The sequence below is a fragment of the Actinophytocola xinjiangensis genome (genome assembly GCF_001921215.1).
Taxonomy (GTDB): Bacteria; Actinomycetota; Actinomycetes; order Mycobacteriales; family Pseudonocardiaceae; genus Actinophytocola; species Actinophytocola xinjiangensis.
In genome coordinates this window covers 144,481-165,179 of sequence record NZ_MSIF01000001.1, presented here as the reverse complement: position 1 = coordinate 165,179, position 20,699 = coordinate 144,481, and the positions used below count along the sequence as shown (strand labels likewise).

Here is a 20,699-nt window from a genome sequence, read left to right as displayed (position 1 = left end):
TAGCTCAGTTCGTGGTGGTGGTGACGTCCACATGGACCTCACCGTCGCGGATCTCGACCGGGAACACGTCGACCGGTTCGGTGGCCGGCAGCGAGGACGGGGCGCCGGTGCGCAGGTCGAAGCACGACCCGTGCAGCCAGCACTCGATGCCCTTGCGGGTCACCTCGCCCTCGGACAGCGCGAGCGTCGCGTGTGAACACTCGTCACGCAGCGCGTGCACGACGTCACCCTGGCGAACGAGAACGACCGGCTCGTCGTCGACCTCGACGCCGAACGGCTTCCCGTCGTCCAGATCCGACAACGCGCAGGCGCGGATCATGCGCCGACCGCCTCGAGCTCCGCCTCGATGGCCGCCTCCAGGCGCTCGCGGATCTCCGGGACGCCGATCTTCATCAGCAGCTCGTGGAAGAAGCCGCGCACCACCAACCGGCGCGCCACCCCCTCCGGGATCCCTCGGGCCTGCAGGTAGAACAGCTGCTCGTCGTCGAACCGGCCGGTGGCGCTGGCGTGACCGGCACCGGCGATCTCGCCGGTCTCGATCTCCAGGTTCGGCACCGAGTCGGCGCGAGCGCCCTCGGTGAGCACCAGGTTGCGGTTCAGCTCGAAGGTCTCGGTGCCCTCGGCGGCCGCCCGGATCAGCACGTCGCCGATCCACACGGTCCGCGCGCCGTCGCCCTGCAACGCGCCCTTGTAGGTCACGTTGGACTTGCAGTTGGGCTGGGCGTGGTCGGCGAAGGTACGCAGCTCGATGTGCTGGCCGGCGTCGGCGAAGTACAGGCCGTTCAGCTCGGCGTCACCGCCCGGCGCGGCGAACACCGCGGTCGGGCTGACCCGCACCAGGTCGCCACCGAGGGAGACCAGATGGTGCCTGAGCGTGGCGTCACGGCCGAGCTTCGCGTGGTGCGCGGAGACCTGCACGGCGTCGTCGGCCCAGTCGTGCACGCTGACCACGGTGAGCTTCGCGCCGTCACCGACGAGGATCTCCACGTTGTCGGCGACCGTGCCGCTGCCCCGGTGGTCGAGCACGACCACGGCCTCGGCGAACCGCTCGGCCCGCACCTGCAGGTGCGCGTAGGCGACCTTGCCCTCGCCGGGGCCGGTGAGCGTCACCGTGGTGACGCCCGCCCGGACCTCCTGGGGCACGGTGAGGACCGTGGCCGTGGTGAACGACGAGTACGCCTGCGCCGCCACCCGGTCACCCGGGGTGCCGGCGGCGCCGAGCCGGTCGTCGTCACGGCCGACGGTCTCGACGGTCACGTCGGGACCGTCGACCTCGACGGTCAGCTCGCCGGTGGCCGGCGCGCTGCCGTCGTGCAGGCCGCGCAGCCGACGCATCGGGGTGAAACGCCAGATCTCCTCACGCCCGCCGGGCGTTTCGAAGGCCTCGACGTCGAAGGAGGCGAACTGCTCGGCCCTGGACGCCTTGGGAACCACCGCGCCGTGGGAGTGCGGTGTCTGTGCGACGGACGTCATTTAGCCGACGGCCCCTTCCATCTGCAGCTCGATGAGCCGGTTCAGTTCCAGCGCGTACTCCATGGGCAGTTCGCGCGCGATCGGCTCGACGAAGCCGCGCACGACCATCGCCATCGCCTCGTCCTCGGTCAGGCCCCGGGACATCAGGTAGAACAGCTGGTCCTCGCTGACCTTCGAGACCGTCGCCTCGTGCCCCATCGCCACGTCGTCGGTGCGGATGTCGACGTAGGGGTAGGTGTCGCTGCGGCTGATCTGGTCGACCAGCAGCGCGTCACACTTCACCGTGGACTTCGAGTGGTGCGCGCGCTTGGCGACCTTCACCAGTCCCCGGTAGGAGGTGCGGCCGCCACCACGGGCCACCGACTTGGACACGATCGTCGAGGACGTGTGCGGCGCGAGGTGCTCCATCTTGGCGCCGGCGTCCTGGTGCTGGCCCTCGCCGGCGAACGCGATCGACAGCACCTCGCCCTTGGCGTGCTCGCCCATCAGGAACACCGACGGGTACTTCATGGTGACCTTGGAGCCGATGTTGCCGTCGATCCACTCCATGGTCGCGCCCTCTTCGGCCTTGGCGCGCTTGGTGACCAGGTTGTAGACGTTGTTCGACCAGTTCTGGATGGTCGTGTACCGGCAGCGGCCGCCCTTCTTCACGATGATCTCGACGACCGCCGAGTGCAGCGAGTCCGACGAGTAGATCGGCGCGGTGCAGCCCTCGACGTAGTGCACGTAGGCGCCCTCGTCGACGATGATCAGCGTCCGCTCGAACTGGCCCATGTTCTCGGTGTTGATCCGGAAGTAGGCCTGCAGCGGGATCTCGACGTGCACGCCCTTGGGGACGTAGATGAACGAGCCGCCGGACCAGACGGCGCCGTTGAGCGCGGAGAACTTGTTGTCGCCGTGCGGGATGACCGAGCCGTAGTACTCCTCGAACAGCTCCGGGTGCTCCTTGAGCGCGGTGTCCGTGTCGAGGAAGATCACGCCCTGCTTCTCGAGCTCCTCGTTGATCTTGTGGTAGACCACCTCGGACTCGTACTGGGCGGCGACACCGGCCACCAGCCGGGCCTTCTCGGCCTCGGGGATGCCCAGCTTGTCGTAGGTGTTCTTGATGTCCTCGGGCAGGTCCTCCCAGCTCTGGGCCTGCTTCTCGGTGGACCGCACGAAGTACTTGATCGTGTCGAAGTCGATGCCGGACAGGTCAGCACCCCAGTTGGGCATGGGCTTGCGGTCGAACAGCTGCAGGCCCTTGAGGCGCGACTCGAGCATCCACTCGGGCTCGCCCTTCTTCGCCGAGATGTCCCTGACGACGGCCTCGGACAGGCCACGCTGCGCGCTGGCACCGGCGGCGTCGGAGTCCGACCAGCCGAACTGGTACCGGCCCAGCGAGGCCAGCGTCTCCTCCTGGGTCAGCGGCGGCGAACCTGCGCGCTCCGGGGCGGTGGTCATGAAGGCGTCCCTTCGGTCGTGGTGGGAGCGGTCGGGCGTCCGTGCTCAGTGGGTTCGGTACCGCTGAGCGGGACATGGGTGGTGCACGCGGCGTCACCGCGCGCGATGGTCGACAGGCGCTGGACGTGGGTGCCGAGCAGGTCGGCGAACGTCGCCGTCTCGACCTCACACAGCTGGGGGAACTCCGCGGCGACGTGGGCGACCGGACAGTGGTGCTGGCACAGCTGCTCCCCTGTCCCTACCCGCCGCGTCGACGCAGCGTATCCCTCCCTGGTGAGCGCGTCGGCGAGGGCCTTGGCCCGCTCCGCCGGCCCGTCCTTGTCGGTGACCGCCGTGCGGTGCCGGTCGACCATGGAGGCGACCCGCCGCGCGGCGAACTCCCGAACGGCCGTTTCGCCCCCGCCCTCGGCGACGAACCGGATCGCCGCGATGGCGAGGTCGTCGTAGGCGTGGCCGAACCTGGCCCGTCCGGTCTCGGTGAGCAACCACAGCTTCGCCGGCCGCCCACGGCCCCGCTGGCCGCGCCGGGGCGCGTCGCGGAACTCCGCCTCACCGTTGGCGACCAGCGTGTCGAGGTGCCGGCGTACCGCTGCCGGACTGAGCCCGAGGGTCTCGGCGACCGCTGCCGCCGTGATCGGGCCCTCCTCCAGCAGCAGACGCGCCACACCATGCCTGGTGCGGCCCTCGGCCTGCTGCTCGTTTTTCACAACACCAGTGTGTCCTATTTCCCGGGAGGCGGCAAAGACGCCCCTCCGTGAGGTGATCGGCATCACCGGTCAGGTGGGTCGCTACTCTTCCCCCGTGGTGGCGGGAGACACGGTGCGTGAGGACGTCAACGATCGACCTGACGAGGGGCCCACCGGCGTCCTGGACACCCGCGAGCGCCGCCAGCTCGACGTCATCCGCCGCTTCGGCACGGTCGGCGCGCTGCTGCTGGCGGTCGGCTCACTGGGCGCGGGGGCCGCTCCGGTGTTCAACCCGGTGTGGCGACTGCCGGTGCTGGGCATCTTCAGCCGGATGACCACGGTCTCGCTGACCATCGCGTTCATCGGCGTGTTCATGATCGTGCTGGCCTGGCTGGGCCTTGGCCGGCTGGCGATGCCCGGCCGTGACCGGATGGTCTCGCTGCCGCAGATGGCGCGCACGCTGATGATGTGGACCGCGCCGCTGGTGTTCACCGTCCCGATGTTCTCCAAGGACGTCTACAGCTACCTCGCGCAGAGTGAGATCGCCGCGCGCGGCCTCGACCCGTACACCGTCGGACCGGCCGAGGGGCTTGGCCTGGACGACCCGCTGACCGACGGCGTGCCGACGATGTGGCGGGACACGCCCTCGCCCTACGGGCCGGCGTTCATCATGGTCGGCCGGGCGATCAACTGGGTGGCCGGCAACCACGTGGTGATGGGCGTCGCCCTGCACCGGCTGCTGGCCCTGGTCGGCTTCGCGATGATCGTCTGGGCGCTGCCCCGGCTGGCGCGGCGCTTCGGGATCAACCCGGTCAGCGCGCTGTGGCTGGGCGCCGCCAACCCGCTGGTGCTGTTCCACCTGGTGGTCGGCATCCACAACGAGGCGCTGGCCATCGGCCTGATGCTCGTGGGCATCGAGCTGGCGCTGGCCAGGATGCCGCGCTGCGGGCCGGCCGGCCCGTTCCCGCCGTGGCAGCCGGGCGAGCTGCTCTGGTACGGCATCGGCGCCGGGGTGATCACCCTCGGCGCGGCGGTGAAGATCCCCGCCGCGCTCGCCCTCGGCTTCCTCGGCGTGATGATCGCCCGGCGCCTCGGCGGGCGGTGGAAACACCTGTTCGCCACGGCCGGCGCACTGATGGTGATCTTCGTCGGGGTGCTCGCCATCATCTCGTTCGGCAGCGGCCTCGGCTTCGGCTGGACGACCACGCTCAACACGGCCAGCAGCATCAAGTCGTGGATGGCACCGATGACCGCGCTCGGCTTCGGCGCCGGCGGGCTGGGCATCATGCTCGGCCTGGGCAACCACATCGACGCCGCCATCACCGTCAGCCGGATGGTCGGCACGCTGCTCGGCCCGCTGCTGGCCGCCAAGCTGCTGCTGGACAGCTTCCGGTGGCGGCTGCGACCGATGATCGGGCTCGGGGCCGCGATCGGCGCGGTGCTGGTCTTCGGCGCGACCGTGCAGCCCTGGTACCTGCTGTGGGCGATCCTGCCGCTGGCGGTCGCGGCCGGCAACATCCGGTTCCGCACGATGGCCACGGTGGTCAGCGCCGGGCTGGCGGTCGCCCTGCCACCGACCGGCAGCACCTTCGACGGCCGCACCTACCAACTGCCCTACGCCTACGCCGGAGCCGTGCTCGTGGTGGTCATCGCGGTGGTGTTGGTCCGCCGCCACATCCCGGCCTCGACCCGCCCGCCACGCGGCGCACGTGGTGCCGGCAACCAGCCTTCCAGCGCCGCGTCCTAACCTTGGTCCCGTGAGCGCACGCACGCCCGTCCCAGCCGTGGACGTCTCGGGACTGGTCCGGCGCTTCGGCACGACCACCGCCGTCGACGGTCTCGCCCTGCGGCTGGAACAGGGCACGGTGCTCGCGCTGCTCGGCCCCAACGGCGCCGGCAAGACCACCACGGTGGAGATCTGCTCGGGATTCCAGCGCGCCGACGGCGGCTCGGTGAACGTGCTGGGCCTCGACCCGGCGGTGCACGGCGAGAAACTGCGCCCGCGCGTGGGCGTCATGCCCCAGGGCGGCGGTGCCTACCCCGGCGTGCGCGCCGGGGAGATGCTCGCGCTGGTCGCCTCCTGCGCGGCCAACCCGCTGTCCCCCGACTGGCTGCTGGACGTGCTGGGGCTCGCCTCGGTCGCCCGCACGCCGTTCAAGCGGCTCTCCGGCGGCCAGCAGCAGCGCCTGTCGCTGGCCTGCGCGCTGGTCGGCCGCCCCGAGCTGGTCTTCCTCGACGAGCCGACAGCCGGCCTCGACCCGCAGGCCCGCCGGCTGGTGTGGGAGCTGGTCGGGGCGCTGCGCACCGACGGCGTCAGCGTGCTGCTGACCACGCACATCATGGAGGAGGCCGAGGAGCTGGCCGACCAGGTCGTGATCATCGACCACGGCCGGGTCGTCGCCGAGGGCTCCCCGCGCCAGCTCACCGCCGAGAGCTCCGACGCCGCCCGGCTGCGCTTCCGCGCCCGCCCCGGCATGGACACCAGCCAGCTGTGCGCGGCGCTGCCCGCCGACTGCCGCATCGACGAGCACGCCCCCGGCGCGTACCTGCTGTCCGGCAGCATCGACCCGCAGGTCGTCTCGGCGGTCACCACGTGGTGCGCCCAGCAGGGCGTGCTGGCCGAGGAACTGCACGTCGGCCGGCGCAGCCTGGAGGACGTCTTCCTCGAACTGACGGGACGTGAGCTGCGCTGACCGCCCGTACCCCCGCCCAGAACCCCGCTGAGGGAGCCCGGCCGATGACCACGTTTCCCGCCGGCACCTTCACCCCGGCGCCGGGCCGGGGCCGGACCGGCCGGATGCTGCTCGTCCACGCCCGCACCGAGGCGATGCTGACGCTGCGCAACAGCGAACAGATCCTGCTCACCCTGCTGATCCCGCTCGCGCTGCTCGTCGGCCTCACGCTGCTGGACATCTTCTCGCTGCCCGAGCCACGGGTCGACTCGGTGACGCCGAGGATCTTCGCGCTGGCGGTGATGTCCTCCGCGTTCACCGGCCAGGCCATCGCTCTCGGGTTCGACCGACGCTACGGCGTGGTCAAGCGGCTCGCCGCGACCGCGCTGCCCCGCTGGCTGCTGCTGGCCGGGCGCACCAGCGCGGCGCTGGTCGTGGTGGCGGTGCAGCTGGTGGTGCTCGGCGTGGTGGCCGCGGTGCTCGGCTGGTCACCGTCACCGGCCGGCATCGGCTGGGCGGTCGTGCTGGTGCTGCTGGGCACGCTGTCCTTCGGCGCGCTGGGCGTGCTGCTCGGCGGCGCGCTCAAGGCGGAGGTCGTGCTGGCCCTGGCGAACCTGGTCTGGTTCGTGCTGCTGCTGGCCGGTGGGATCGTCGTCCCGGCGACCTCGATGCCCGGCGTACTGGCCGACATCGTGCCGTTCCTGCCGTCCGGGGCGCTGGCCGAGGGCCTGCACACCGCGCTGGTGGACGGTGCGGTCCCCGGCTGGTCGGTGTTCGTGACCCTCCTCGGGTGGGGCGGGGTCGCCGCCGTGCTGGCCACCCGCACGACCAGGCTCTCCTAGCGAACCCTCGCGCGGGGTCCCGGCGTCCCTTCCATACGATCGTGCCGTGGTGCTCGCACAGCTGAAGTCCCGGCTCGCACAGTTGAAGTCCCGGATCGACCGGATTCCCGCCCCCAGCTACCGCCTCCAGCTGGGCGTCGCGATCGCGGTGGTCGTCACCCAGGCCCTGATCGCCATGACCGGTGCGATCGTCCGGGTCACCGGCTCGGGGCTGGGCTGCCCGACCTGGCCGGAGTGCTTCCCGGGCAGCATGGTGCCCGTCGAGCACCCCGAGTTCGCGACGCTCAACCAGTGGATCGAGTACGGCAACCGGCTGTTCACCGGGGTCGTCGGGCTGATCGCGGTCGCCGCGTTCGTGCTGGCCTACCGCCACCGCCCGACCGACAAGCGCTACCTGCGCCTGGCCATCGCGATGCCCGTCGGGGTCGCCGTGCAGGCCGTCATCGGTGGGATCACCGTGCGGCTGGACCTGCTGTGGTGGACCGTGGCCATCCACCTGCTGGCCTCCACGGTGATGGTCTGGCTGGCCACCCTGCTGGTGCACGCCGTGCCCCGGGACGACCGGCCGCGCGGACACGGTTCGAAACTGCTCTACGTCCCGGCCGGGCTGCTGGCCGGCGTGCTGGTCACCGGCACCATGGTCACCGGCGCCGGCCCGCACGGCGGCGACCCGGAGACCCCGCGCTTCGACGTGCCGGTGGAGACGCTGGCCCACGTGCACGCCGCGTTCCTCTACACCTTCCTCGGCTCGCTGGTGCTGGTCGGTTTCTGGCTGCGCGGCACGACGAACCCGCCGTGGCGGCGCTACCGGATCCTGCTGGCGGTGGTCGTCGCGCAGGGCGCGATCGGACTCGTCCAGTTCTGGACCGGGGTGCCGGAGATGTTGGTGTCGCTGCACGTCCTGGGCGCTATGTCGGTCATCGTGGCCACCGCCTCGCTGTGGTGCGGCGTGCGGACCACCGAGTCACTGGTGGCGAAGCAGCCGCAGAGGACCTAACGTGGACGGTGAACCTACGGTTACGTAACCGTAGGTACGTTGACAGGCCGCGTCCCGGCCGAGTTACGAGGTCCTCGAACCCATCGCACCCACCCTCTCGCCCACGCGCGAAGACCGGCCCCAGCCCAAACCCCTGATCGGTCGCCGGCGCTCGCTGCCGGAGACGTTCCTCGTCAAGCTGTTCATCCTCGTCCCGTTCGCCGCGCTGATCGCCGCCGTCCCGCTGTTCTGGGGCTGGGGACTCGGCTGGACGGAGGTCGGCCTCGCCGCCGGGTTCTACCTGGTGTCGGCGCTCGGTGTGACCGTCGGCTACCACCGGTACTTCACCCACGGCTCGTTCAAGGCCAACCGGGGGCTGCGGGTGGCGCTCGCGCTCGCCGGTGGGCTGGCCGCCCAGGGGTCGGTCGTGGCGTGGGTCGCCGACCACCGCCGCCACCACGCCTTCTCCGACCGCGAGGGGGACCCGCACTCCCCCTGGCTGTTCGGCACCAGCGCCCGCGCGCTGGCCAAGGGCTTCTGGCACGCGCACATGGGCTGGCTGTTCGAGCGTGACATCACCAACGCCGAGCGGTTCGCCCCGGATCTGCTGGCCGACCGCGACCTGCGCCTGATCGACCGCCTGTTCATCCCGCTGACCCTGGTCAGCCTGCTGTTGCCGGCGCTGCTCGGCGGCCTGATCACGATGTCGTGGGGCGGCGCGGTCGCCGGGTTCTTCTGGGCCGGGCTGGTGCGGATCGCCTTCCTGCACCACGTGACCTGGTCGGTCAACTCGATCTGCCACATGGTCGGCTCGCGTCCGTTCGCCAGCCGCGACCGGGCGGCGAACTTCTGGCCGTTGGCCCTGCTGTCGATGGGCGAGTCCTGGCACAACTCCCACCACGCCGACCCGACCGGTGCGCGGCACGGTGTCCTGCGTGGTCAGCTCGACATCTCCGCCAGGGTCATCTGGATCTTCGAGAAGCTCGGCTGGGCGCGCGAGGTCCGCTGGCCCAAGCCGGAACGTCTGGCGGCCAGGCGAACCAGCTAGGGTCCGGGAAGGTTCCCTGATCCTGGCGGAGGACAACGTGGTTGACGCGGTCGTCGTCCGGGCCACCGGTGGCCCGGACGTACTGGAGTTCGGACAGATCGACCCGCCCCGGCCCGGCGCCGGTGAGGTGCTGGTGGACGTCGAGGCCGCCGGCCTGAACTACATCGACACCTACCACCGCAACGGCATGTACGCCCGGGAGCTGCCGTTCGTGCCGGGCAACGAGGGTGCCGGCGTGGTCGCCGAGCTCGGCGAGGGCGTCACCGGCCTCGCCGTCGGCGACCGGGTCGCCTGGGCCCACGCGCCCGGGTCCTACGCGCGCCAGGCGGTCGTGCCGGCCGGTTCGGCGTTCCCGGTGCCCGACGGCGTGGACACCGAGACGGCGGCGGCCGCGATGCTCCAGGGGCTGACCGCGCACTACCTGGTCACCTCCACCTTCCCGGTCAAGCCGGGTGACACCGTCCTGGTGCACGCCGCGGCGGGCGGCGTCGGGCTGTTGCTCACGCAGCTGGCGAAGTCCCGGGGCGGCAAGGTCATCGGCACGGTGTCCACCGAGGAGAAGGCGGCACTGGCGACCGGGGCCGGCGCCGACGAGGTCATCCGCTACACCGAGGTCGACTTCGCCGAGGAGGTCGCGCGGATCACCGGCGGGACCGGGGTGGCGGTGGTGTACGACGGCGTCGGCCGGGACACCTTCGACCGCAGCCTCACGTGCCTGTCCCCGCGCGGCTACCTGGTGCTGTTCGGGGCGTCCAGCGGGGCGGTGGCGCCGGTGGACCCGCAGCGGCTCAACGCGGGCGGCTCGCTGTTCCTCACCAGGCCGACGCTGGCCCACCACATCGCCACCCCGGAGGAGTTCCGCCGGCGCTGCGAGGAGCTGTTCGCGGCGATCGCGGGCGGGCGGCTCTCGGTGCGGGTCGGCGCGCGGTACCCGCTGGCCGAGGTCCGCCGGGCCCATGAGGACCTCGAAGGCCGGCGGACCACCGGGAAGGTGCTGCTCATCCCCGGGTGATCCACCGGCCTTCGGAACGCGAGTCAGGCGGTGTTCAGGCCGCGATCTCAGGCGCCGGTGACCTCCACGGCGTCGACGACGAACACGAGCGTCTCGTTCGGCTGCACCGGCGGCTGGCCCTGCGGGCCGTAGCCCAGCTCCGGCGGGATGATCAGCAGGCGGCGACCGCCCTGCTTGATTCCGATCATGCCCTCGTTCCAGCCGGGGATGACCGGGGCGGAGCCGACGTTCTCCACCGGGAACGGCTGGCCCCGGTCGTAGGAGTTGTCCACGATCTGGCGGTCGGACCAGGTCATCAGCAGGTAGTTGGTCTGTACCGTGGAGCCCTCGGTGACCTCCGCGCCGGTACCGGGCGTGAGGTCCTCGATGACCAGCTCGGTCGGCGGGGAGCAGGTGTCAGGCAACGTGATCGTCGGCTTCTCGCCGGCGGCCCCCTCGACGGTGATGTCCGCGGCCGTGCAGGCCGGGCCGCCGGCGTCGCCGGAGTCGGCCGGCTCGGTCGGCTCGACCTCGGAGGGCTCGGGCTCCGACGGCGGGGCGAACGACTGGGTGTCGGCACCGGGCGGCTCGTCCGAGGCCTGTTCCGAGGCGGTGCAGCCGGTGACGGCCAGCGCTGCCGCCGCCACGACGATGAGGAGTTTGCTCACGTTGCGCATGGTTGGCGAGCTTAGAGGTACCGCATCAGCCCCGGTCAGCGGCTGACGGTAACCGGTCCAGGTCACCCTTTTCGCCTATATCTCCCGGAGTGAATCTCGGGGTAGAGTTACTCCCCGCACTCGATCGAACACGCAGAGCGTTCGAGTGCTCACCTTGGAGGTGATGCCCGTTGTCAGCGGACGGCACTGGCCGCCGCAAGAACCCGATTCAAGAGATCTTCTGGACTAGAACCGGCCTCCTACTCCTGATCTTGTTGGTGACATCGGGGCTGGCCATGATCGTGTCGAGCGCCATGGCCGCCGGTACCGGGAAGAACCTGGTCACCGCATTGGCCACCGGCACCCTCGTCTCAGCGATCGTCGGCTTCGGCCAGACCCTGATCACCGCGACCGCGTCCCAGCGGGCCATGCTCACGCCACTCATCGAAGAGAGCCGCCAGGCACTGCGTGACCTGTCCGCCGAGTACCGATCGATGAACCGGGAATTCTTCCCCACGCACGTGTTCGAGCCGACAGCCGAGCCTGATCCCGCGTTCAATCGGTTGATGATGCAGGATCTGCAGAGCACCCGGCAGTACCTGTTTCGCGGGTTCTCCGGCCGCCACGCGGCCGCCCGACTGCTGCTGTCGCGAGCGGAGTGGGAAATTCGAGCGGTGGTTTCAGACCCACAGAATTTGTCCGGCATCAGTGGTCGGGCACGTTATCTGATTCGTCATTCAGCGGCCGACGTCGATCAGGACACGATCAACGCGCGGCTGCACGACGAGATCCGGATCGGCCTCGTCGGTCTGTATCTCGCCCGGAGCCGGTGCACCAGGATGGAGGTCTCGGTGATCTCCGACCCGCCGATCGACCGGGTCGAGATCTTCGACGGCAGTGTCTGGGTGACGCTGTACAGCGACGCCCGGTCGACCAACGAGTTCCCGCGCACGCTGCGGTTCTCCGAGGGGTCGTTCATCTACAACATGGAGCGCACCGAGTTCGGCCGTATCTGTGCCTCGCCGTTCGCCCACCAGATGGTGATCGGACCGAGCACGACGCGTGACGAGTTCATCGCGCAGTTCGAGCAGGTCACCGGCTCGAAGCTCACCGAAGAGACCTTTCTGGAGCTCACCGCCGAGTTCCACCGATTCCTCCGGGAATTCTCCGTCACCGCCGAGTTGGGGGGCTGATGGCCATGTCGCTACGGGTTTCCGCCCTGGGAGAACTGGCAGCACAACTGAGCGACGCCGAATTCGACCTGATCGCGCGGTGGGAGCAGGTGAACACATGGTTCCAGAACTGGGCGGAACGGCCCGGTCTGCGCATGAACCTGAGACACCACCTGCTCGAACTGCCCAACGACCAGGCGGACGCGGTGATCAGACGGTCACGGGAGACCACGACGCACTTCGCGTGGTGCCTGCGTGACCGGCCCGACGAGCCGTTCACGTTCTGGCTCAACGAGTACAAGCAGCAGCGGGACTGGCGCACCGGCTACGCCGACTCGATCCACAACCACCGCTACCACTTCTGCACGACGATCCTGCGCGGCGGGTATCTGCACGAGCGCTACACCGCCACGATCAACCCCACCACGGAGATGATCGGCTCGACCGAACTGCGGCTCAGCACGCCCTGTCCGGTCGGCGCAACCGAATCGTTACTGGCGTCGGACTTCCACCGGATTCCGAGGGCCACCGACGGCACGATGACATTCCTGGTCAAGTCGCGTGAGGTCATGCCCTGGAGCCTGTCGTTCGACCCGGAGACGCAGGAGGGACACAAGCACGTACCGGTGGAGACTCGCCTGGAACACCTGGCAAATCGGCTGTAGAGCGTTACCTGTCCGTGAGAAAGGAGAAGCACAAGGCAAGACAACGACCGTCCGTGGCGTTTACCATCAGGCCCAACCAACCATGCCGCTGGGCAGGGTTGTTGGGGAGGGCCGATGCAGTCCGAGAACGTCGCGACGGTCCGCGCCGTCGCGCCCACTGTCCCGGCTGACGCACTCACGATCGTCGACGCGAAGGTGCGCAGCCTCTGCTCCCGCTACGCCAAACGACTCCCGTTCCACGGCTGGCACCACGTCAGCTTCGTCAGATCGAAAGCGGTCCAGTTCGCCAGAGCCAACGGTGCCGAGGTGAGCGTTGTCGAGACCGCAGCCCTGGTGCACGACGTGAACTACCTGGTGCGCCGCAACTCCCCCGCCGCGGAGGGCGTCCAGCTCCGCGGCGGTCTGCTGGCCCAGGCCGGTATCGGCGCGGCGACCATCGACTGGATCGAGCGGATCGTGGTCGAGGCCGAGATGGCCAACCGAGGCCGGTACATCTCGGTGGAGGCCCAGGCGCTGTCCGACGCCGACACGCTGTTCAAGGCTCTGCCGGTGACCCCGGTGATGCTCTCCCACCGCTACCTCGCCGAGAACGGCATCACCCTGCGTGAGTTAGCCGACAAGATCGTGGGTGAGCAACAGCACAAGGTCGACGACGGCTACTACTTCTACAACCCCGAGGCCGCGGCCACCTACTCCCGGTGGGCCGCGACGAACCTGATGCTCTGGCAACACATCCAGGAGTCCCTCGACGACGACGACGTGACCGACCTGCTGGCCGCGGTCAACGCCCACGCCGCCGCGTCCTGAGCGCCACCTGATCGTCTTCGCCCGTTCCGCCCGAACGGGACGGGCGTGGCTGACACGGTGTGCGCATGGTGTTCGGGAAACGCAAACAGCAGCGGGCCGCCGCCCGGGCCGAGGAGGACGTTCTGCTCGCCCGGGTGGCGCTGTCAACCCTGTCGGTGACCGACCGGCCGTTCGAGGAGGTCGGGCTGGTGTGGGGCGACGCCGCGCCGCACGAGGCCGAGGCGCTGCGCACCCTGGCGCGGAACGCGCTGGAGCGCGGCGCCGACGCGGTGCTCGGCCTGTCGCTGTACGCGACCGGCTCCGAACGGCTGATGTCCACCCGCCGGCGCAACGACGAGTGGCGGGCGTTCGGTACCGGTGTCAGGTGGCGGTGATCCGCCCCGCGACCCGGCCCGCCGCGAGCACCGCGTCCAGGCGTTCGAACCCTTGGACCACGCCGCGTTCCATGCCGGAGGAGAGCACGGCGTCACGAACCGCGCGGGTGGGGAACCGGGCGGTGGTGGTCAGCAGGGTGGTCGGCAGGGTGCGTCGCTCGTGCTCGACGAGCACGGTGGTCACGACCGCCTCGTGCGCCGCCCGCGCCTCGCAGTCCACATTGGACTCCGTGGTGACGATCCGCTCCGGGGCGGCCAGGTCGAGGTAGGTCCCGCGCAGGGTCATCGCGACCCCCTCCGGCCCGCGCAGTCGGTAGTGCCAGCCGCCGCCGACCCGCAGGTCGACCTCGCAGTGCTCCAGCCGCCAGCCGTGCGGCCCGTACCAGCGCGCCAGCAGGTCGGGGCGGGTGTGCGCGTCGAAGACCAGCCGGCGCGGCGCGGCGAACTCCCTGGTCATGACGATGTCGCGCTCGCCGTGCGGCTCGATCCTCACGACTGGCCCTCGGTCAGCTCGCCGAGCAGCGCGTCGAGCCGCTCGTAGCTCTCCGACCAGAACTGACGGTAGCCGACCAGCCACTCCGTGGCCTCGCGCAGCGGCCCGGCCTCCAGGCGGCACGGCCGGCGCTGGGCGTCGCGTCCGCGCGACACCAGGCCGGCGCGTTCGAGCACCTTGAGGTGCTTGGAGATGGCCGGCTGGGTCATGTCGAACGGCGCGGCGAGCTCCTTGACCGTGGCCTCGCCCTTGGCCAGCCGGCTGAGGATGGCCCGCCGGGTCGGGTCGGCCAGGGCGGCGAACGTGGCGTCGAGCCGTTCGAGTGTGGCGACCACTCCATCACCTCCGGGTTCGATAACCAGACGGTAATGAACCCGTGTACACAGTGTCAACCAACCACGGACGGGTCAGGTCGGAAACTCAGAAGACGGTCGGCAGGGAGATCGCCGAGTCCACCGCGAGCGCCACGAACACCAGCGTCAGATAGGTGTTCGACATGTGGAACAACTTCATCGGCTTGCCCGGCTCACCACGGCGGATCGCCGCGTACAGGCGGTGGGCCACCGCCAGGAACCACACCCCGACACCGACCGCGAACGCCGCGTAGACCCAACCGGCGGCCGGCACCAGCAGCAACGTCCACAGCACCATCACCCACGAGTAGGTGACGATCTGCCGGGCTACCCGGTCCGCGGTGGTCACCACCGGCAACATCGGCACGCCGGCCCGCGCGTAGTCGTCCTTGAACTTCATCGCCAGCGCCCAGAAGTGCGGCGGCGTCCAGAAGAAGATCACACCGAACATCACCAGCGCCGGCCACTCGATGCTCCCGGTCACCGCCGACCAGCCGATCACCACCGGCATACAGCCGGCCGCGCCGCCCCACACGATGTTCTGGGCCGTCCGCCTCTTCAGAACCATTGTGTAGATCAGTACGTAGAAGAGGATGGCGGCCACCGACAGGCAGGCGGCCAGCAGGTTCGTCGTCGGCCACAGCCAGGCGAAGGACAGCACGCCGAGCACGACACCGAAGACCAGCGCGTTACGGGGAGGAACCTGATGACGGGGCAACGGCCGCGCCGAGGTCCGCTTCATCACCGCGTCGATGTCGGCGTCGGCGACACAGTTCAGCGCGTTGGCCGAACCCGCGGCCAGCGTCCCGCCGAACAACGTGGCGAACACCAACCACGGCGACGGGATCCCCCGCTCGGCGAGCATCATCGCCGGCACCGTGGTCACCAGCAGCAGCTCGATGATCCGCGGCTTGGTCAGCGCGACATACGCCAGCAGCACGTCCCTGCGGCGACGGCGCGTGCCACGAGCCTCGTCGTGGACGGCGCTCACCGGCGGCATGTAGCTCCTCATGGTCAGTTCGGCAACGCTCCGCATGGTAGCCGCGTGACCATGAACGGCCGTTGTCGGGTCGCTTGGCTAGGCTGTCCCTGACGAGGGACGTTGAGGAAACTCACGAGGAAAGTCACCCCGTGGATCATGAACAGCACGGGGCCGCTCGCAGGTTTGAGAACACCGAGGAAATGGGGAGCCTGACTCCGTGTCCATCAGTACTGACGAACTCACCCGCCTGACCACGCAGCGGACTCCGGACGACTGGACCGACCTCGACAAGCGAGCCGTCGACACGGTCCGCGTCCTTGCCGCGGAGGCGGTCCAGAACGCCGGCAACGGCCACCCGGGCACCGCGATGAGCCTGGCACCGCTGGCCTACGCGCTCTACCAACGTGTCATGCGCCACGACCCGAGCGACCCGGACTGGATCGGCCGCGACCGGTTCGTGCTCTCCGCCGGGCACTCGAGCCTCACGCTCTACCTCCAGCTGTTCCTCAGCGGCTACGGGCTCGAACTCGAGGACATCAAGGCGCTGCGCACGTGGGGCTCGCTGACCCCCGGCCACCCCGAGCACGGCCACACCAGGGGCGTGGAGATCACCACCGGCCCGCTCGGCCAGGGCATCTCCTCGGCGGTCGGCATGGCCATGGCCAGCCGCCGCGAACGAGGCCTGTTCGACCCGGACGCGAGTCCCGGCACGAGCGTGTTCGACCACCACGTCTACGTGGTGTGCTCCGACGGCGACATCGAGGAGGGCGTCTCCTCCGAGGCGTCGTCGCTGGCCGGGCGCCAGGAACTGGGCAACCTCATCGTCTTCTGGGACGACAACAAGATCTCCATCGAGGACGACACGAACATCGCCCTGTCCGAGGACACCGCCGCCCGCTACGCCGCCTACGGCTGGCACGTGCAGGTCGTGGACAGCGGCGAGGACGTCACCGCGATCCTGGCCGCCGTCGAGGCCGCCAAGGCCGAGACCACCCGCCCGTCGTTCATCGTGCTACGGACCGTGATCGGCTACCCGGCGCCGAACAAGATGAACACCGGCAAGGCCCACGGCGCCGCGCTGGGCGCCGACGAGGTCGCCGCCGTCAAGAAGATCCTGGGCTTCGACCCCGAGCAGGACTTCGTCGTCGAGGAGAAGGTGCTCGCGCACAGCCGGATGGTGGTCGAGCGCGGCCAGCAGGCGCACGCGCGGTGGCAGGTCGACTTCGACGCGTGGGCCAGGGCCAACCCGCAGCGCGCCGCGCTGCTGGAGCGGGCCTCGGCCTACCGGCTGCCCGACGGCTGGGCCGACGGCCTGCCCAGCTGGGACCCCGACCCCAAGGGCGTGGCCACCCGCAAGGCCTCCGGCGAGGTGCTCAACGCGCTGTCCGGCGTGCTGCCCGAGCTGTGGGGCGGTTCGGCCGACCTCGCGGAGTCCAACAACACCACCATGAAGGGCGCCGACTCGTTCGGCCCGACCAGCGCCGCGACCAAGGAGTGGAACGCCCACCCCTACGGCCGCACGCTGCACTTCGGTGTCCGCGAGCACGCCATGGGTGCCATCCTCAACGGCATCGTGCTGCACGGGCCCACCCGCCCCTACGGCGCCACCTTCCTGGTCTTCAGCGACTACATGCGCCCCTCGGTCCGGCTCGCCGCGCTGCAGAAGCTGCCGGTGACCTACGTCTGGACGCACGACTCGATCGGCCTTGGCGAGGACGGCCCGACCCACCAGCCGATCGAGCACCTGGCCGCGCTGCGCGCCATCCCCGGTCTGGCGGTGGTCCGGCCGGGCGACGCCAACGAGACCGCCGCCGCGTGGCGGGCGCTGCTGGAGCAGTCCGACCACCCGGTCGGCCTCGCGCTCACCCGGCAGAACCTGCCGGTACTCGACGGCACGAAGGAACTGGCCACCGAGGGCGTGCGGCGCGGCGGCTACGTGCTCGCCGACGCCAGCGACGGCGCTCCCCGGGTGGTGCTGATCGCCACCGGTTCGGAGGTGTCGCTGGCGGTGGCCGCGCGGAAGACCCTGGAGGCCGACGGCGTTGCCACCAGGGTGGTGTCGATGCCGTCGGTGGAGTGGTTCGACGCGCAGGACCAGGCCTACCGCGACTCGGTGATCCCGCCCTCGGTGCGGGCCAGGGTGGCGGTCGAGGCCGGGATCGCGCAGCCGTGGTACCGGTTCACCGGTGACGCCGGCGAGATCGTCTCCATCGAACACTTCGGCGCCTCGGCCGACCACCAGACCCTGTTCCGGGAGTTCGGGTTCACCCCGGAAGCCGTCGTCTCGGCCGCCCGCCGCTCCCTCACGCGACTGGAAGGGCAATCATGACCGACAACCTCGCCCAGCTCTCCGACGCCGGCGTGTCCATCTGGCTCGACGACGTCTCCCGCCGGCGGCTCACCACCGGCAACCTGGCCGGTCTGGTGCGCGACAAGCACGTCGTCGGCGTCACCAGCAACCCGACGATCTTCGCCAAGGCGTTGGCCGAGGCCGCCGACTACGACGACCAGGTCCGTGAGCTGGCCGCGCGCGGCGCCTCGCTCGACGCCGCGGTCAAGGAGATCACCACCACCGACATCCGCAACGCCTGCGACCTGTTCCGCGACGTGTGGCAGGCCACCAACGGGGTCGACGGCCGGGTGTCGATCGAGGTCGACCCGCGCCTGGCGCACGAGACGGACAAGACCGTCGCCGAGGCGCTCGACCTGTGGAAGACCGTCGACCGGCCCAACCTGCTGGTGAAGATCCCGGCCACCGAGGCCGGGCTGCCGGCGATCACCCGCACGCTCGCCGAGGGCGTCAGCGTCAACGTCACGCTGATCTTCTCCGTCGAGCGCTACCGCGCGGTGATGGAGGCGTTCGTCGCCGGGCTGGAGCAGGCCAAGGCCAACGGCCACGACGTGTCGACGCTGGTCTCGGTCGCCTCGTTCTTCGTGTCCCGTGTGGACACCGAGGTCGACAAGCGGCTGGAGGCGATCGGCACCGACGAGGCGCTTTCCTTGCGCGGCAAGGCGGCCGTGGCCAACGCACGGCTGGCCTACGCGGCGTTCGAGGAGGTCTTCGCCGGACCGCGCTGGGCGGCGCTGGCCGCCGACGGCGCCCGACCGCAACGTCCGCTGTGGGCCTCGACCGGGGTGAAGAACCCCGACTACTCGCCGACGCTCTATGTGGACGAACTGGTCGTCGCCGACACGGTGAACACCATGCCCGAGGCCACGCTGGACGCCGTCGCCGAGCACAGCCAGTTGCGCGGCGACACGGTCACCGGCACCTCTACCGAGGCCCAAGCGGTGTTCGACAAGCTGGGCGAGGCCGGCGTGGACATCGCGGACGTCTTCGTCGTCCTCGAGAACGAGGGCGTCGAGAAATTCGAGAAGTCCTGGGAAGAGCTGCTCGAATCCGTCAGCGGGCAGCTGAAGGCCGCGACCTCGGCAGGGAGCTGAGCTAAGCAGATGACCGTGGACAAGTCCGTCGAGGAGCGGTTGCTCGCCGAGACCACGCCGCTGATCGAGCAGTTGGTGGCGGACAAGGTCGCCTCCCGGCTGATGGCCAAGGACCCCACCCTGTGGGGCGCCGACGCCGAGCCGGAGGCGTCCATCCGGCTGTCCTGGACCACCCTGCACCGGACCTCGCGCCCGCTGGTCGGCGAGATCGAGGCACTGCGCGGCGAACTGCACGCCGAGGGCGTCGACCGGGTCGTGCTGGCCGGCATGGGCGGTTCGTCGCTGGCGCCGGAGGTCATCACCAACACCGCCGGGGTGCCGCTGGTCGTGCTGGACACCACCGATCCGGGTCAGGTCGCCGACGCGCTGGAGGGCGACCTGGACCGCACGGTGTTGGTGGTCTCGTCCAAGTCGGGGTCGACCGTGGAGACCGACAGCCACCGCCGGATCTTCGAGGAAGCCTTCACCGCCAACGGGATCGACGCCGCGTCACGCATCGTCGTGGTCACCGACCCCGGCTCGCCGCTGGCCGCCTCGGCCACCGAGGCCGGCTACCGCAGGGTGTTCCTGGCCGACCCGCACGTCGGCGGGCGCTACTCGGCGCTGACCGCGTTCGGCCTGGTGCCCTCCGGGCTCGCCGGGGTCGACATCCGCGGGCTGCTCGACGACGCCGAGTCCACCGCCGGTGAGCTGGGCGCCGACTCGCCGGCCAACCCCGCGCTGGTCCTGGCCGCGGCCCTGGGCGCGGCGCACATCCGCGGCGCGGAGAAGGTCGTGCTGGCCGACACCGGTTCGGGCATCAAGGGATTCGGTGAGTGGGCCGAGCAGCTGATCGCCGAGTCCACCGGCAAGGACGGCACGGGTCTGCTGCCGGTGGTGGTGGAGAACGCGGACAGCCCAGGCTTCACCGGTGCGCGTGAGGACGCGACGCTGGTCGCCATCGGACCGGCCCTGGACACCACGATGCTGGCCACCGAGGGCCGGCTCGGCGGGCTGTTGCTGCTGTGGGAGTTCGCCACCGCGGTCGTGGGGCGGCTGCTGGGGATCAACCCGTTCGACCAGCCCGACGTTGAGGCGGCGAAGAAGGCGGCGCGGTCGCTGCTGGACTCCCCGTCGACCGACGACGCCGCGCCGGCCGTGGTGGACGGCCCGGTGGAGGTCTTCGGCTCCCCCGGCCTGCTGCCCGATGGCACGGCCACCCTGGCCGAGGCGCTGCGCGCGTTCCTCGACGCCGTCCCGGAGTTCGGCTACCTCGCGGTGCAGGCCTACCTGGACCGGATCGCCGACGCCTCGACCGTGCTGCTGCGGACCGAACTGGCGCGGCGGACCGGCGTGCAGACCACGTTCGGCTGGGGACCCCGGTTCCTGCACTCCACCGGCCAGTACCACAAGGGCGGCCACCAGAACGGCGCGTTCCTGCAGATCACCGGTGCCGTGGAGGAGGACCTCGCGGTGCCGGGCCGCCCGTACACCCTCGGCACGCTCCAGCACGCGCAGGCCATCGGCGACGGGCAGGTGCTGATCGAGCACGGCCGCCCGGTGCTACGGCTGAACCTCACCGACCGGGCAGCGGGCCTGGCCCATCTGGTCACCGTCGTTCAGGAGGTTGGCTCTTGACACGT

The 20,699-nt window shown here is 70.4% G+C and carries 21 protein-coding genes; 13 read left to right on the top strand and 8 right to left on the bottom strand.

What is annotated here, in order from left to right:
- Positions 1–4: 4 nt before the first annotated feature.
- The 4 genes from BLA60_RS00825 to BLA60_RS00810 are packed head-to-tail and all read right to left on the bottom strand — an operon-like array spanning position 5 to position 3,623.
- Entirely contained in the window at positions 5–319 is a 315-nt protein-coding gene (locus BLA60_RS00825) for a non-heme iron oxygenase ferredoxin subunit (RefSeq protein ID WP_075130723.1), read from the bottom strand.
- Entirely contained in the window at positions 316–1,473 is a 1,158-nt protein-coding gene (gene sufD / locus BLA60_RS00820; protein ID WP_075130722.1) for a Fe-S cluster assembly protein SufD, read from the bottom strand. Before sufD ends, BLA60_RS00825 begins: the two co-directional genes overlap by 4 nt.
- Complete coding sequence (sufB, locus tag BLA60_RS00815) at positions 1,474–2,916, bottom strand: Fe-S cluster assembly protein SufB (RefSeq protein WP_075130721.1); 1,443 nt, start codon at positions 2,914–2,916, stop codon at positions 1,474–1,476.
- A complete protein-coding gene (locus BLA60_RS00810; protein ID WP_245811777.1) occupies positions 2,913–3,623 on the bottom strand; it encodes a helix-turn-helix transcriptional regulator in 711 nt (236 codons plus the stop codon). Before BLA60_RS00810 ends, sufB begins: the two co-directional genes overlap by 4 nt.
- Positions 3,624–3,717: 94 nt before the next feature.
- On the opposite strand from BLA60_RS00810, the gene mptB reads away from it, so the two are divergent.
- The 6 genes from mptB (at position 3,718) to BLA60_RS00780 (ending at position 10,152) form a co-directional block, all read left to right on the top strand.
- Positions 3,718–5,349 (top strand): polyprenol phosphomannose-dependent alpha 1,6 mannosyltransferase MptB, encoded by a 1,632-nt coding sequence (gene mptB / locus BLA60_RS00805; protein ID WP_075130720.1) that lies wholly within the window; start codon positions 3,718–3,720, stop codon positions 5,347–5,349.
- Between the two features lie 10 nt (positions 5,350–5,359).
- Positions 5,360–6,295 (top strand): ABC transporter ATP-binding protein, encoded by a 936-nt coding sequence (locus BLA60_RS00800; protein ID WP_245811776.1) that lies wholly within the window; start codon positions 5,360–5,362, stop codon positions 6,293–6,295.
- Between the two features lie 44 nt (positions 6,296–6,339).
- Entirely contained in the window at positions 6,340–7,116 is a 777-nt protein-coding gene (locus BLA60_RS00795; RefSeq protein ID WP_075130718.1) for an ABC transporter permease, read from the top strand.
- 46 nt (positions 7,117–7,162) lie between these two features.
- On the top strand, positions 7,163–8,113 hold the full coding sequence (locus BLA60_RS00790; protein WP_245811775.1) for a COX15/CtaA family protein: 951 nt from the start codon (positions 7,163–7,165) through the stop codon (positions 8,111–8,113).
- A gap of 82 nt (positions 8,114–8,195) precedes the next feature.
- Positions 8,196–9,140 (top strand): acyl-CoA desaturase, encoded by a 945-nt coding sequence (locus BLA60_RS00785; protein WP_075130717.1) that lies wholly within the window; start codon positions 8,196–8,198, stop codon positions 9,138–9,140.
- Between the two features lie 37 nt (positions 9,141–9,177).
- Complete coding sequence (locus BLA60_RS00780) at positions 9,178–10,152, top strand: quinone oxidoreductase family protein (protein WP_075130716.1); 975 nt, start codon at positions 9,178–9,180, stop codon at positions 10,150–10,152.
- 47 nt (positions 10,153–10,199) lie between these two features.
- Here BLA60_RS00780 and BLA60_RS00775 read toward each other — a convergent pair whose 3' ends face one another.
- Entirely contained in the window at positions 10,200–10,808 is a 609-nt protein-coding gene (locus BLA60_RS00775) for an FKBP-type peptidyl-prolyl cis-trans isomerase (protein ID WP_075130715.1), read from the bottom strand.
- Positions 10,809–10,978: 170 nt separating this feature from the next.
- On the opposite strand from BLA60_RS00775, the gene BLA60_RS00770 reads away from it, so the two are divergent.
- The 4 genes from BLA60_RS00770 to BLA60_RS00755 all read left to right on the top strand — a co-directional run bounded on the left by BLA60_RS00770 (position 10,979) and on the right by BLA60_RS00755 (position 13,805).
- The gene (locus BLA60_RS00770; protein ID WP_075130714.1) at positions 10,979–11,980 is read left to right on the top strand and encodes a hypothetical protein; all 1,002 of its coding nucleotides are present in this window, start codon (positions 10,979–10,981) and stop codon (positions 11,978–11,980) included.
- 134 nt (positions 11,981–12,114) lie between these two features.
- Entirely contained in the window at positions 12,115–12,624 is a 510-nt protein-coding gene (locus BLA60_RS00765; protein ID WP_342744688.1) for a hypothetical protein, read from the top strand.
- Between the two features lie 114 nt (positions 12,625–12,738).
- On the top strand, positions 12,739–13,431 hold the full coding sequence (locus tag BLA60_RS00760) for an HD domain-containing protein (protein WP_211288547.1): 693 nt from the start codon (positions 12,739–12,741) through the stop codon (positions 13,429–13,431).
- Between the two features lie 65 nt (positions 13,432–13,496).
- A complete protein-coding gene (locus tag BLA60_RS00755) occupies positions 13,497–13,805 on the top strand; it encodes a hypothetical protein (RefSeq protein ID WP_075130713.1) in 309 nt (102 codons plus the stop codon).
- Here the strand turns inward: BLA60_RS00755 and BLA60_RS00750 are convergent.
- The 3 genes from BLA60_RS00750 to BLA60_RS00740 all read right to left on the bottom strand — a co-directional run bounded on the left by BLA60_RS00750 (position 13,792) and on the right by BLA60_RS00740 (position 15,651).
- Entirely contained in the window at positions 13,792–14,298 is a 507-nt protein-coding gene (locus BLA60_RS00750; protein WP_245811774.1) for an SRPBCC domain-containing protein, read from the bottom strand. The genes BLA60_RS00755 and BLA60_RS00750 overlap by 14 nt on opposite strands.
- Positions 14,295–14,633 (bottom strand): ArsR/SmtB family transcription factor, encoded by a 339-nt coding sequence (locus BLA60_RS00745; protein ID WP_075130712.1) that lies wholly within the window; start codon positions 14,631–14,633, stop codon positions 14,295–14,297. The genes BLA60_RS00750 and BLA60_RS00745 overlap by 4 nt, the downstream gene beginning before the upstream one ends.
- 85 nt (positions 14,634–14,718) lie before the next feature.
- Positions 14,719–15,651, bottom strand: a complete 933-nt coding sequence (locus BLA60_RS00740; RefSeq protein ID WP_211288546.1) for a heme o synthase — start codon at positions 15,649–15,651, stop codon at positions 14,719–14,721.
- Positions 15,652–15,850: 199 nt separating this feature from the next.
- Here BLA60_RS00740 and tkt point away from each other — a divergent pair, with 199 nt between their 5' ends.
- From tkt to BLA60_RS00725, 3 genes are read left to right on the top strand one after another with little or no spacing between them, the layout of a single operon-like run.
- Positions 15,851–17,962 (top strand): transketolase, encoded by a 2,112-nt coding sequence (tkt, locus tag BLA60_RS00735; protein ID WP_075130711.1) that lies wholly within the window; start codon positions 15,851–15,853, stop codon positions 17,960–17,962.
- The gene (tal, locus tag BLA60_RS00730; RefSeq protein WP_154814039.1) at positions 17,956–19,077 is read left to right on the top strand and encodes a transaldolase; all 1,122 of its coding nucleotides are present in this window, start codon (positions 17,956–17,958) and stop codon (positions 19,075–19,077) included. Before tkt ends, tal begins: the two co-directional genes overlap by 7 nt.
- A gap of 9 nt (positions 19,078–19,086) precedes the next feature.
- Entirely contained in the window at positions 19,087–20,694 is a 1,608-nt protein-coding gene (locus BLA60_RS00725; RefSeq protein ID WP_075130709.1) for a glucose-6-phosphate isomerase, read from the top strand.
- The last annotated feature ends 5 nt before the right edge of the window (positions 20,695–20,699 follow it).

What these genes read in the sequence shown, in the direction of transcription:
- BLA60_RS00825 (WP_075130723.1), bottom strand. Translation starts at nt 319, where the DNA reads ATGATCCGCGCCTGCGCGTTGTCGGATCTGGACGACGGGAAGCCGTTC.
- BLA60_RS00725 (WP_075130709.1), top strand. Translation starts at nt 19,087, where the DNA reads ATGACCGTGGACAAGTCCGTCGAGGAGCGGTTGCTCGCCGAGACCACG.
- BLA60_RS00795 (WP_075130718.1), top strand. Translation starts at nt 6,340, where the DNA reads ATGACCACGTTTCCCGCCGGCACCTTCACCCCGGCGCCGGGCCGGGGC.
- BLA60_RS00775 (WP_075130715.1), bottom strand. Translation starts at nt 10,808, where the DNA reads ATGCGCAACGTGAGCAAACTCCTCATCGTCGTGGCGGCGGCAGCGCTG.
- BLA60_RS00740 (WP_211288546.1), bottom strand. Translation starts at nt 15,651, where the DNA reads ATGCCGCCGGTGAGCGCCGTCCACGACGAGGCTCGTGGCACGCGCCGT.
- BLA60_RS00760 (WP_211288547.1), top strand. Translation starts at nt 12,739, where the DNA reads ATGCAGTCCGAGAACGTCGCGACGGTCCGCGCCGTCGCGCCCACTGTC.
- sufB (WP_075130721.1), bottom strand. Translation starts at nt 2,916, where the DNA reads ATGACCACCGCCCCGGAGCGCGCAGGTTCGCCGCCGCTGACCCAGGAG.
- sufD (WP_075130722.1), bottom strand. Translation starts at nt 1,473, where the DNA reads ATGACGTCCGTCGCACAGACACCGCACTCCCACGGCGCGGTGGTTCCC.
- BLA60_RS00765 (WP_342744688.1), top strand. Translation starts at nt 12,115, where the DNA reads ATGAACCTGAGACACCACCTGCTCGAACTGCCCAACGACCAGGCGGAC.
- BLA60_RS00755 (WP_075130713.1), top strand. Translation starts at nt 13,497, where the DNA reads ATGGTGTTCGGGAAACGCAAACAGCAGCGGGCCGCCGCCCGGGCCGAG.